This is a genomic window from Vibrio sp. CyArs1, assembly GCF_022432925.1.
GTDB classification, from domain to species: Bacteria; Pseudomonadota; Gammaproteobacteria; order Enterobacterales; family Vibrionaceae; genus Vibrio; species Vibrio mediterranei.
In genome coordinates this window covers 711,265-724,183 of the sequence record NZ_JAKRBO010000001.1, presented here as the reverse complement: position 1 = coordinate 724,183, position 12,919 = coordinate 711,265, and the positions used below count along the sequence as shown (strand labels likewise).

Annotated in this window: 10 protein-coding genes; 8 read left to right on the top strand and 2 right to left on the bottom strand. The window is 44.9% G+C overall.

Annotated elements, in window-relative coordinates; genetic code table 11:
* Positions 1–2: 2 nt before the first annotated feature.
* Positions 3–338, top strand: coding sequence for a cytochrome c (locus MMA19_RS03345; protein ID WP_124941253.1), 336 nt, complete (start codon positions 3–5; stop codon positions 336–338).
* A gap of 555 nt (positions 339–893) precedes the next feature.
* Here the strand turns inward: MMA19_RS03345 and MMA19_RS03340 are convergent.
* Positions 894–1,373 (bottom strand): DUF1456 family protein, encoded by a 480-nt coding sequence (locus tag MMA19_RS03340; RefSeq protein WP_240205503.1) that lies wholly within the window; start codon positions 1,371–1,373, stop codon positions 894–896.
* 693 nt (positions 1,374–2,066) lie between these two features.
* Here MMA19_RS03340 and MMA19_RS03335 point away from each other — a divergent pair.
* Positions 2,067–2,336 carry a hypothetical protein gene (locus tag MMA19_RS03335; RefSeq protein ID WP_006069509.1) on the top strand — a complete coding sequence of 90 codons (270 nt, stop codon included), beginning with the start codon at positions 2,067–2,069 and terminating at the stop codon, positions 2,334–2,336.
* A gap of 84 nt (positions 2,337–2,420) precedes the next feature.
* Here MMA19_RS03335 and MMA19_RS03330 read toward each other — a convergent pair whose 3' ends face one another.
* Positions 2,421–4,202 (bottom strand): ABC transporter ATP-binding protein/permease, encoded by a 1,782-nt coding sequence (locus MMA19_RS03330; RefSeq protein ID WP_240205502.1) that lies wholly within the window; start codon positions 4,200–4,202, stop codon positions 2,421–2,423.
* A 355-nt stretch (positions 4,203–4,557) separates the two neighbouring features.
* Between MMA19_RS03330 and MMA19_RS03325 the strand changes: the two genes are divergently transcribed.
* From MMA19_RS03325 to MMA19_RS03300, 6 genes are all read left to right on the top strand, one after another.
* Positions 4,558–6,213 carry an ABC transporter substrate-binding protein gene (locus MMA19_RS03325; protein WP_062461093.1) on the top strand — a complete coding sequence of 552 codons (1,656 nt, stop codon included), beginning with the start codon at positions 4,558–4,560 and terminating at the stop codon, positions 6,211–6,213.
* A 116-nt stretch (positions 6,214–6,329) separates the two neighbouring features.
* The gene (locus tag MMA19_RS03320) at positions 6,330–7,319 is read left to right on the top strand and encodes an ABC transporter permease (protein WP_063606824.1); all 990 of its coding nucleotides are present in this window, start codon (positions 6,330–6,332) and stop codon (positions 7,317–7,319) included.
* Between the two features lie 13 nt (positions 7,320–7,332).
* Positions 7,333–8,271 (top strand): ABC transporter permease, encoded by a 939-nt coding sequence (locus tag MMA19_RS03315; protein ID WP_063606825.1) that lies wholly within the window; start codon positions 7,333–7,335, stop codon positions 8,269–8,271.
* Complete coding sequence (locus MMA19_RS03310) at positions 8,264–9,271, top strand: ABC transporter ATP-binding protein (RefSeq protein WP_062461101.1); 1,008 nt, start codon at positions 8,264–8,266, stop codon at positions 9,269–9,271. Before MMA19_RS03315 ends, MMA19_RS03310 begins: the two co-directional genes overlap by 8 nt.
* Positions 9,272–9,273: 2 nt before the next feature.
* Positions 9,274–10,302 carry an ABC transporter ATP-binding protein gene (locus MMA19_RS03305; RefSeq protein WP_062461104.1) on the top strand — a complete coding sequence of 343 codons (1,029 nt, stop codon included), beginning with the start codon at positions 9,274–9,276 and terminating at the stop codon, positions 10,300–10,302.
* A gap of 21 nt (positions 10,303–10,323) precedes the next feature.
* Positions 10,324–12,891 (top strand): glycoside hydrolase family 3 protein, encoded by a 2,568-nt coding sequence (locus MMA19_RS03300; protein ID WP_240205501.1) that lies wholly within the window; start codon positions 10,324–10,326, stop codon positions 12,889–12,891.
* Positions 12,892–12,919 lie beyond the last annotated feature (28 nt).

Here is a 12,919-nt window from a genome sequence, read left to right as displayed (position 1 = left end):
TCATGAAAAGTATGCTTATTTTACTTATTGCCTCCATCAGCTTCTCCACTTTCGCCAACATTGAGACTGATAAAGGCAAAGCACTGTACATCGCGCCGGGCAAAGGGGGTTGCGCTACTTGCCATGGTGAAACCGGAAATGAGCCCGTGATGCCTATGTACCCGAAAATCGGCGGACAAAACGAGCTTTACCTCTTCAACCAAATGAAAGATTACAAGAATAAAAAGCGTAAAAACGGCTTGTTCATGACCATGGAGGTCGCAATGGAGCACTACACGGATGAAGAGATTCGCCTTATGGCTAAATACTTAAGCAGTAAAAAAGAGCATCGCCCTTAGGAATTCATTCAGGAGTATTCAGCAAAAAACACGTTCAACACAAACGATTTACCTCTTGAGTTAATGAGGTACTCATGTAACGCAAAATTTGTTGATATTTGTTATCTCAAATAACTTTTACTAAGTTAACCTAGGATTAACAGGATATGAATGAGTAAAAGGTCTTACACATTTTGGGGCAAATTCGTGTTACCAATGGCGTCAGTCGTGACCCTGCTCGCATGACCAAAAGTATGGAAAAACTCTATATACGTGGCCAGTTTTAGTGAATCACTACAAGATGTCTGGAATAGCTTGAACAGAATAGAGGCCCCTAACTGGCTTAAGGTTTTAGCTTGGGTTTATCTTGGTAGGGTCATAGGGGGCGGTGTGTGTCTTGATTCTAAAAGCTGACCAGATTTCAGCTTGGTTTGATAGGTATCTACTGAAGAAAGACAAAGAGTAGACGTGATTGTGAAGCTCTAGTATTGTTCCTTAACATGATAAAAGCGAGTAGCCAAAATGAAATGGTTCTCGCTTTTTGAGTCAATTACTATGTTCGATTCGAAATAAAAATTACCCAGTAAACTCTTCAGAATCGGGACGATTGGTAAACTGCACACCATTTAAGAAGTCGCACAGCAGTTGGTCTTCACACTGTTTGTAGTTTTTGTTGTTTGGTTTGCGGAAATACGCACCAATTTCGTATTTACTTAAACTAATACCAACTACTTCTAATACGTCCAACACATCTTCTGCTTTCATGTCTAGCGCAATGCGCAGCTTCATGAGAATCATGTTGTTAGTTAACACGACTTCTGGCTTAGGTTGCTCGCCGTCTTTTTTTCCTCGCTTGAGGTTAATAAAGCCATTTAAGAATACCGCCAACTCTTGATCCTTCATCTTAACGCAAGATTTGTCGCTTTCATCTTTTAACCAGTTTGCCACTTTATCGTGAGCCACAGTGACTTCGGCCTGCCCGAAAGCTTTCATTATCTGTGCGTTTTTAAGGTTTAACGCGTGTTGGATACGACGTAAAATTTCGTTGTTAGTCACTAGGGATTCCTAAAATGAGTTCTAAGGGTGAACAAAAATCCATCAATTACATGCGATCTGTGGGTGTCTTTATTCAATAGCGTAGTTGACGGTGACTCTAACAGAGAACACGTTTCTTCGGTAGGTTAAAAAATGGAAATAAGACGGCCTATTCGAACTAGTTGGCTAAGTTGGCTAAGTTGGTAAGAGCCCATTTTCATAGACACTATGCTGATTAGAAGAAGTTGGTCAAACCACCTCACAGTGATTTGTGAGGTTGATGTTACTGGCAAGGAATAGGGTAACAATAAGCTAGCCTCGTCACTCAGTTTGCGGAGTGGACCATATGATTCAGTGAGCGCTGTCAGTAGATTCCTGCCTTCGCAGGAATGACCGGATTTGGGTTATTGACACAGAAAGGGGCAAAAATAAGCCAGTATCGTCACATAGTTTGCGGAGTGAACCATATGATTCAGTGGGCGCTGTCAGTAGATTCCTGCCTTCGCAGGAATGACGGGGTTTGAGTTTGGGTATTTTTCTTTGGAAATTTGCCCATCCTGAAATGCGCAGGGGAGTCGAAGAGTTACAGTGACGGGTGTTGTAAATGTCAGCGTATTAATGAGTGATCACTCAAGATTTGACAGTTTGTGTTGGCGAAATGACCAGACTTGGCTAGCTTCATAGAGTGACTACACTAACGACAAGGAGAATGCGATGGATTGTAGCTCGCTTGCGGTTTGCATGAATATTAACGGAACGGATTTGACGTTAGCATGGGGACCTAACAAAACTAAACAGCAGTGTCTTGACGAATACCACAGTATAACGGCCGACCTTAATGCTAAAACCTATACGCTCAACCTGAAAGATCATGCTGGCTCAACGCTGGTTAAACCGATTTCACACCGAAAAGCCTCTGAATTAATGGACGAGTGGGGTGATATACAAAACAACTTGAACCAAGATCTAGATATCCACTGGTAGCGGTTCGAATAGAAACTTCTATGCCCTTGTTTGGATTTGACCAAACAAGGGCTTTTACATTAATGATTTGTACAACTGCCGCTATTATCTCACTACGGGCTGTTTAAACTGTAACTCCACCAAACGCTTATATAGTTCGCAATTTTCTAGCAACGAATGATGATCGCCAATATCGACCAAACGACCATGGTCTAACACCGCAATTTGGTCTGCGTGCTGAATGGTTGAAAGACGGTGCGCGATGATGATAGTGGTTCTTCCGACCATTAACTCTTCTAATGCTTGTTGTACATGATGTTCACTCTCGCTATCGAGGGCGCTTGTGGCTTCATCAAGCAGAAGGATTTTTGGATCTTTGAGGATAGCGCGCGCTATAGCGATGCGTTGGCGTTGCCCTCCAGAAAGTCGCACGCCCCTTTCTCCTAAGAAGCTGTGGTAGCCATCTGGCAACTGCATTATGAAATCATGGGCATGGGCTTTTTTCGCTGCTTCAATTACTTGCTCATCGGTCGCGTCTGGATTGCCGTAACGGATATTGTGAAAGACGTCGTGACTAAACAAAGCGGGCTGTTGTGGAACTAGAGCCATTTGTTTGCGAAGTTCATGAGGGTCAAACTCTCGAATATCGACGTTACCTAACTTCACTTGTCCGGCTTGAGGATCGTAGAAACGCTGCAAAAGCTCAAATACCGTTGTTTTACCTGCTCCAGACGGCCCAACGAGTGCAAGTACTTTACCTTCGTCTGCTTTGAGGGTTAACCGTTCAGTGGCAGATTGAGAAGGTCGGGAAGGGTAATGGAAGGTTACATCGTCAAACGTAACTTCAGATCGCAGCGTATTGGTAGCATTGAAGATGCTATCAGGCGCCTTGATATGGCTGTCAACTTGCAGGATTTCTACCAAGCGCTCGGTTGCGCCAGCAGCGCGTTGCAACTCACCTAAGACTTCTGAAATGGTCGCTAAAGAAGAAGCCACCATAATTGCGTAGAATACAAAAGCACCAAGGTCACCGGCTGACATAGTACCGTGGATCACGTCGCTGCCCCCAACCCAAAGCATGCCAGCAATAGCAGTAAAAACAATAACGATAACGCCAGAAATCAAGATAGCGCGCTGCTTAACGCGCCTACGTCCAATGTCATAAGCTCGTTCTACTTCCTCAGCAAAAGCCGCACGCTCTTGCGCCTCAAAACTGTAACTTTGGACCGTTTTGATATGTTCAATCGCTTCGCCTGCGTAGCTGCCTACGTCCGCCATAGAGTCTTGGCTTTGACGTGAGAGCGCTCTTACACGGCGCCCGTAGAACAAGATGGGAATCAAAATAAACGGAACCGATGCTAACACAATGAGCGTCAACTTAATGTTGGTGGCAAACAGCATGATAATCGCACCAATACACATAAGCGCACTGCGCATTGCCATAGAAAAAGAAGAACCAATGATACTTTGCAATAGCGTCGTATCCGTGGTGATACGAGACATGATATCGCCGCTGCCGTTGGTCTCAAAATAACTCGGATGCAGGGTAATGATGTGATTGAATACCGCGAGGCGAATATCTGCGCTGACGCGTTCACCAACAGAAGAAACTAAATAGAATCTAAAAAAGGTGCCAATGGAAATGCACACGGTGACCAACATGATAAATTGAATCGCATTACCCAAGTCTTGCAGTGATTGCTGAGCAAAGCCTTGGTCAATTAAGATTCGAACGCCATGACCAACAGACAGAGTGAGGCCTGCGGTGAAGATGAGTGCTACCAGAGCGGCAAATACTTTGGCTTGGTAAGGGCGAATGAAGTTAACCAGTTCTAATAGAATACCTAAGTTTTTGCTCTTAGCTCTGGATTGATCTTGTTGTTGCATTGACGTGCCTAATCGTTCGCTTTATTACTTAAGGTTATGGGGGTGGATTAACAAATAGCAACACTATTGCCTATTTCTGATCCCAAAAGCGTGAGCTTGAATAGCCAGAGAATGAATTTTCATGAAATATTTCAACCTAAATCAATGATTAATATAAGTTAAATTATGCAAATTATAGAAAAGTTTCATGAGTAAGAAGGTTTCTGTGCAACGCTTTTTAGTTTTAACAAATAGGCAACCCATTGCCGATCCAATGTGGTTTTAGTCACGTTTATAAACCGAATTCCTCGCTAGTATCCTTGAAAAACAACGATAACGAACTTCGCCTACACAGTTCATAAACAAGGATAGATAGATGAAAAAAACGCTGCTTCTTACTTCTGCAATTGCTGCATCAATGGTTATCCCCGCTCACGCTGAAGAATCGTCTTCCATGCCAAACTTGAAGATTCTCAATGAATTCTCAACTGGCTGGGTGCGTAACTTTAACCCTTGGTTTGGTGGTCGTTCAGACTTTGCTTATGAATCGCTATACATCTTCGATATCTTAGACTCGAAAAACGTCCATCCTTGGCTAGCAACAGGTTATGAACTGAGCGATGATTTGACGGTACTGACTGTCGATCTTCGTGAGGGTGTTCTTTGGTCTGATGGTAAACCGTTCACGGCTGATGATGTTGTGTTTACTTACGAGTATCCGAAAGCACATCCAGAGATCGATACCGGCGGTGTCAGCGGTAAAGTCGACAAAGTCGAGAAGGTTAATGACCTGCAAGTTAAAATCTATCTAAAAGAACCGAATGCGTTTGCAGCGCGCGATGTTCTTGGTGAAACGGTTCGTATCGTCCCTAAACATATTTGGGAAGGTAATGATTCGCCAGCCCAAAGCACGAATGATAACCCAGTGGGCACGGGCCCATTCACAGAAATCCAGCGTTTTACACCACAAGTTTATGTTCAGTGTCGTAACCCAAATTATTGGAATAAAGACCTCAAAATTGACTGTTTAGAGTTCCCGCAATTCTCAAGTAACGATGCAGCGCTAGAGATGCTTTCAAAAGGAATCGTGGACTGGGCAGGTATCTTTATTCCTGATATCGAGCGTACGTTTGTTTCTAAACATCCAAATAACAAGTACTGGTTCCCATCAAACGATGGTGTTCGAATCACATTCAACTACAAAACAGAGAATGAAGGCGCAAATAAAGCCTTCCATGATGTGAACTTCCGTAAAGCGGTAAGCCTATCAATGGACCGTGAAGCCATGATGATGATTGGTTCTTATGGTTACGTTGTCGGTGGAAACCCAGCAACAAACTTACCAAAAGGTATGTGGAATTGGCGTGACGAACAAGCCGACAAAACTTGGGCTGAAGTGAACCAGTACGACATTAACAAAGCTAAGCAGTTATTAGCAGACGGCGGTTACAAAGATACTAATGGAGACGGCTTTGTAGAGAACCCAGATGGCAGCAAATTAACCTTTAAAATCCAGGTACCAAGTGGTTGGAGTGATTGGGTAAACAACACTTCTATTGCGGTAGAAGGTCTGCGCATGGCAGGTATCGATGCAACGGTAATTACTCCAGAAGCTAATGCGTATGCGAAAAACTGGGAAACAGCGAACTTCGATGCCACATTCGGTGCTGGTTCGATGCAATCTTCAGTATGGAAGTTCTACGATTTCACTATGGGTTCTGAATACGTACAAAGTCCAGTGTGGTGGTCTACTACCGTTAGTAACTATGTTGACCCACAACTTGACCAGTGGATCTCAGAGCTAGGTTTGACTAAAGACGAAGATCAACAGAAGAAAATTGCGGCTAACGTAGAACGTTACTTTGCCGAAAATGTGATTCAAATTCCTCTTTACTACAACGGTATCTGGTACGCATATAACGACTCTCGCTTCGAAGGTTGGGCTAATGAAGATAATCAAATTGGTCACCCTGCACCTTGGAATGGCATGAGCCGTCTCGTTCACCTAATGAACCTAAAACCGAAAGGTTAATCCAGTTTAGCGTGGTCTCTTGAGCGAGGGAGGCTGCGCTTTTTTCTCTCACTTCTCTTACTTGTCGGCTCCCCATAAGGGGGAGCTGAGGGGAAAGTCTAATTGGAATTTAGGTTATGAGATATTTATTAAGCCGATTTGGCTTCTATTTGCTGGCCTTTGTCGCCGCAGTAACCATTAACTTTTTCTTGCCAAGATTGATGCCTGGTGACCCAATTCAATCATTTTTGGGGCGTCTTGCACAAAATGGTGGGCAAATTACACCAGAGACCATCGCTTCTCTTGAAGCTCTTTACGGTTATTCCACCAATACACCACTGTTTCAACAGTTTTTAACTTACCTACAAAGCATCATGACGGGTGAGTGGGGAACATCGACACGTTTCTTCCAGCCTGTGTTTGATGTTCTTGGTCGTGGCATGTTGTGGACGTTGTTGCTGGTTGGTTCTTATCTTGTCGTGTCTTATACCATCACAACGTTGCTCGGTATTTGGGTGGCTTGGAAGCGAGGCACGTGGGTCGATTCTGTCATCACTGTGGGTTCGGTAGTGATATCGTCGATTCCCGCCGTAGTAATGGCTCTACTTATGTACTTTATCTTTGCATCAGATCTCGGCTGGTTTCCGACAAGTTATGCTTACGACCCATCGCTCGATCCTGCAATGAGCTTTGAATTTGTCAGCAGTGTAGCTTATCACTTAGCACTGCCATTGCTCAGCATGGTACTGCTTGGAATGGGCAACGTTATGGGCATGCGTTCCAACATGATCAACCAGCTTGGTGAAGACTTTATTGTCATGGGCTGGGCTAAAGGTGTGAAAGACAAAAAGGTGATGCTGCAATACGGTGCGCGCAACGCAGTGCTGCCAATGATCACTACATTTGCTATGTCGGTTGGCGCCATCTTCGCGGGCTCGCTGATTATCGAAATCATATTCAATTACCCGGGATTAGGACAGGTCATGTTCCAAGCCATGCTTGCGCGTGATTACCCGTTGATTCAAGGCTACCTGCTTATCATGACCATCATGGTATTGGGCGCTAACTTTATCGCAGATTTACTGCTGTTCGTGCTTGACCCACGTCTTCGCACTGAGTTGGGTTAAAGGAGTTAAGAGCATGAAATACTTTAAAATGGCTAAACAATTTTTCTTGGATAACCCCAAAGCAGCGGTTGGGATCTTCTTAGTCGCAACAGTGGTGTTGATGTGTGTTTTTGCACCGCTGCTTACTGATGTATTGCCGGGAGCCCGTGTTGGTCGACCACATCAAGCTCCAAACCCAGACAATATTCTAGGTACGACGCGAATGGGACGTGATGTCTGGTCTCAGCTTCTTTATGGTGGTCGCGTTTCGCTTATGGTTGGCTTCGTCGCTGGCACGTTTGTGATTGTAATGGCGATGGTGATAGGTATCGCTTCTGGTTACTTCGGCGGTGTGATTGATAACGTATTGTCATTCTTTACTAACTTAGTGATGGTTATTCCAAGCCTACCGTTAATGCTGGTATTGGCTGCGTTCTTGGACCAAGTGTCGCCTCTGGTTATCGCGATAATAATTGGTGCAACGTCATGGCCGTGGGGAGCTCGCGTACTACGTGCTCAGACCTTAGCGATTCGAAATAAGGACTTTGTCCACGCCGCTGAAGTGATGGGTGAAACCAAACCGAGAATGCTGTTTGCTGAAATTATGCCAAATATGATGTCGATTCTGGCGAGTAGTTTTATTGGTACGGTCATCTACGCCATTATGACGCAAGCGACCTTAGAGTTTATTGGGTTGGGCGACCCTCTTGCAGTGACGTGGGGCGGTATGTTGTACAACGCCGACCAAACTTCTGCGATACGTATCGGTGCGTGGTGGGAAATTATGGCCCCTTCTGTTGCGTTAGCGTCGGTCGCCATTGGTCTAGCGCTTATCAACTTCTCGATTGATGAAATATCAAACCCGAAACTGAAAGCTCAACGAATCATGGCCCGTTATCGTCGTGAAGAGAAGAAAGCAGCGAAACAAGCTGCGAAGCAACAGCGCTTAGAAATGGAGAGTGCCAATGGTTAATTTCACACATACAGAAACGTCTAAGTTGGTGGATGTCCGAAATCTCTGCGTCGACTACGTGACTTTTGATGGCAAAGTTCGTGCAGTGAATAACGTCAGCTTTCACATTAACCGTGGCGAGATTTTAGGGCTAGCGGGCGAGTCAGGTTGCGGTAAGTCAACTATTGCTTACTCGCTAATGCGTTTGCACAGACCGCCTGCATTGATCTCTGAAGGTGAAATCCTATTCGAAGGTCAAGATGTACTGAAAATGGACGACGATGAGTTAAGAAACTTCCGCTGGAAGGATACGTCGATGGTTTTCCAAAGCGCAATGAACTGTTTAAACCCAGTGAAAACCATTGAATATCAGTTCTTTGATATTTTCGATGCTCATGGTTTGGTATCTAGCCGAGAGGAATCCATTGAGAAAGCGAAAGAGTTGCTCCGTATCGTAGATATTCCAACAGAGCGTCTGTTTGACTACCCACACCAGTTTTCTGGTGGTATGAGACAACGAGTTGTCATTGCTATGGCGTTAGCTCTAAATCCAAAGCTACTTATTATGGATGAACCTACTACTGCACTTGATGTGGTGGTACAACGCGAAATCCTGCAAAAAGTGTATGAGCTTAAAGAGCGTTTTGGTTTCTCTATTTTGTTTATTACCCATGACCTCAGTTTGATGGTGGAGCTATGTGACCGTATTGGCATCATGTACTCAGGTCAACTGGTGGAGCTCGCACCATCGAAGATCATTTTGCAGCAACCAAACCATCCTTATGCACATGGCTTGGGTGACTCATTCCCGACGTTAAAAGGTGAGTTACAAGAGATGAAAGGAATTCCAGGTTCGCCTCTCGATCTAAAAAATGTGCCTTCAGGCTGTCGTTTTGCGCCTCGCTGTTTTAAAGCCACTGCACAGTGCCGAACACAAGAACCCAATTTGGTCAGCTTAGGAGAGTCGCGTTGGGTGGCTTGTCATACTCCACTACAACTTGAAGCCGAAGGAGTGGCGTAATTATGAATGCAAGAAGTCCTCATATTGACCAAGCGGCATTGGACGCAAAGCATCCGGTTATTTTGGAAGCCAAAGACCTTTGCATCGACTTTCGCAAAAAAGGTGACTCTATTTTTTCACCAAAGCAGTACTTACGTGCTGTTAATGGACTCAATTTCCAACTACGTGAAGCGCGTTGTGTAGCAGTGGTTGGGGAGTCTGGGTGTGGCAAAAGTACCAGTGCAAAAATAGCGACTAAGATTCACAAGGCCACAGAAGGTGGTATCTATTATCACGGTACCAACATCGATGAATTTACCTCTGGAGAAGAGCTAGATGCATATCGACGCGATGTACAGATGGTATTCCAAGACCCGTTCAGTTCGTTAAATCCGCTGCATACGATTCGCTATCACCTGATGCGTCCAATGCAGATTTACCACGGATTAAAACCGGGTAAAGAAATGGAATATCGCCTAATAAAAATCCTAACCCAAGTGGGTTTAACACCGCCGCAAGAAGTGTTGGATAAGTTTCCACATCAGTTGTCAGGCGGTCAACGTCAGCGTGTTTTCTTGGCAAAAACACTGGCTATAGGTGCGAAAGTGATTCTGGCGGATGAGCCAACGTCAATGTTGGATGTCTCGATTCGAATTGGTGTGCTTAACTTAATGAATCGCATGAAGCATGAGATGGGCAAGTCATTTATGTATATCACCCATGATATTGCTACGGCACGCTATTTTGCAGAAGACACCATAGTGTTGTACTGCGGTCATATGGTCGAGTGGGGAGACACAGAGCAAATCACGCAAAACCCACAACACCCGTATACCCAGTTATTGCTTGCGGCGGTGCCGGATCCGAGCCGCAGCATTCACGAGAAACTACCAACACACCGCTCGATGGAAACACCAATGTGGTCACCTGAAAAGAAAGGTTGCCCGTACGCAGGGCGTTGCCCACAGGCGAAAGCGGAATGTTCGCAGTATTTGCCTGAACCGGTAGAAATTTCAGCTAATCACTTTACTCGTTGTCATTTATTCACATAGTTTTGTATTTAGGAATTCAAGATGTCTTATCAAACACCTTACTTTAAAGAATGGCCACAAATTAAATCTGCAATCGCTAAAGACGCTGCAATAGAAAACGAAGTCGCAAGCATTGTGGCTCAGATGACTACCGAAGAGAAACTGGGTCAGATGATTCAGCCGGATCTTCGCGGTGTAAGCCCAGAAGAGGCTAAGCAATACAAGCTAGGCTCAATATTGAATGGCGGCGGAGCATGGCCAAACGAGAATAAGCACTCTAGCGCTCAAGATTGGAGCGATAAAGCGGATGAGTTCTGGCATGCGATTGAAGAAGCCTATGCAGATAGGCCATTCCGTATTCCATTTATGTGGGCGACTGATGCAGTGCATGGTCACAACAATGTATTTAGCGCGACAGTCTTCCCGCACAACATTGGTTTAGGCGCAGCACGCGACCCTGAGTTGATTCAACGAATTGGCAAAATTACGGCGGTTGAAGTTGCAGCAACAGGATTAGACTGGACCTTTGCTCCAACAGTAGCAACGCCACGTGATTTACGTTGGGGACGTGTTTACGAGGGTTACTCTGAAGATCCTGAAATCACCTTCGCTTATGCCGCTAAAATGGTCACGGGCCTTCAAGGTACGGCGGATGATCTGAAAGGTGAGCATCATGTGATTTCTAACGTGAAACACTGGGTTGGAGATGGCGGTACGCTCACTGGGGTAGACAGAGGTAAAAATGGCTACTCAGAAGATCTACTCAGAAATATCCATGCAATGGGCTATTTCAGCGGTCTAGAGGCCGGTGCTCAAGTAGTCATGTCTTCATTCAATACATGGGAAAATGAAGCGAATTATGACCACAATCCTGAAGTGGGTGAGCGCTATAACTATAAGATTCATGGTAGTAAATACCTTCTAAATGATGTGCTCAAAGGCAAAATGAGCTTCGACGGTCTTATTGTCACGGATTGGCATGGGCATGCGGAAGTTAGCAAATGTACCGACGGCGATGCAACGTATGCGATTAATGCAGGCAACGATGTGTTAATGGTTCCGGTGCATGAGCACTGGATAGCGGTGTACCACAAAGCGCTAGAAGACATTAAGTCAGGTGTAATCCCAATGGAGCGTATCGACGATGCGGTTACTCGTATTCTCCGCGTCAAAATGCGTGCTGGTTTATGGGATAAGCCTTCACCGAAAAAGAGAGCGCTAGCAGGCAAGCAATCTTTATTGGGTGCGCCAGAGCATCGAGAAGTAGCACGAGAAGCGGTACGCAAATCTTTGGTGTTATTAAAAAACAAAGATCAATTATTACCTCTGAATCCAAATCAAAAAGTATTGCTTACGGGTAGTGCTGCAGACGACCTACAAAAGCAGTCTGGTGGTTGGAACTTAACGTGGCAGGGTGATGAGAATACACTTGATGATTTCCCGGGAGCAACGACGTTCAAAATGGCTCTTGTCAATGAACTGGGTTGTGACAATGTCACTTACGATCCGCAACTAGAGTCGACTATTCAAGCAGGCGATGTTGCAATTGTAGTCATTGGTGAAGATCCTTACGCTGAAATGATGGGTGATATCAAGGCCTGGCAAACACTTGAGTTTGGCAAGCTTAAACGCAGCTACAAGGCTGATGTAGAGAAAATTCACAAGTTACACAAACTGGGTGCTAAAGTGATTACCGTATTCTACAGCGGTCGTCCTTTGTACTTGAATGAAGAGATAGCTAAGTCGAATGCCTTTGTCGCTGCTTGGCTTCCAGGAAGTGAAGGTGAGGGCATCACAGATGTGTTGATTGCTGACGCTCAAGGTAACGCTCGTTATGACTTCCAAGGTAAGCTGTCATACAGTTGGCCAAATAAAAAACGAAGTGCAACGGTCAGCCGTATTCCGCCACATATTCCAGATTATCAGGTGCCTGAGTTGGAGCAATCTCCATTGGGTGAGCACGCTCCGTTATTTGAATACGGCTACGGACTCAACTATTCAGATACGCTTCAACAGGCCGACCTTGACCAGATCGAGTTGGATGAGGCTGGTACTCAGGGCGAAGGTGTCGCCGATAGTGCGACAGAGATATACGGTATCAAATCGACAATTGGTGATTTCCAACTGAAAGTCGCCGATTTTGTTCATTGGATCGGCAGCGATGTATCGCGCAACAATCCTATGTCTCTGAGAACGATAGATACCAAACCGTATAACTATCAGCAGCAGCAAGATGCGGTAGAGTTGACGTTCAAAGGTGGGTTTGCTGCTGCGTACATCCAAACTGGTGATGGCGGTATCGAGAACTTATCAGGTTATAACTCTGCCAAGGGAATGCTGAGTTTTGAGGTTAAGGTTTCTAAAGCACCTAAGCAGCCAGTTTATTTGTCTCTGCAAAAGTGGACGGAGAATAAGCTTCCAGATGACGTAGCTAAAATTGATATTGCCGATAAGCTGCAGTCTATTGACGAGTTTGTGACTATTGATATTCCAGTCTCACTTTTTGTCGCTCAAGATGTGGACCTCGCATTTTTGGATACGCCGTTCATGCTATTTAGTGAAGGAGAGTTCAAAACGGTACTCGCTAATATCCGTTGGCATAATGACTAACCAGTGACGTTCAAATTGTTTAATCAAA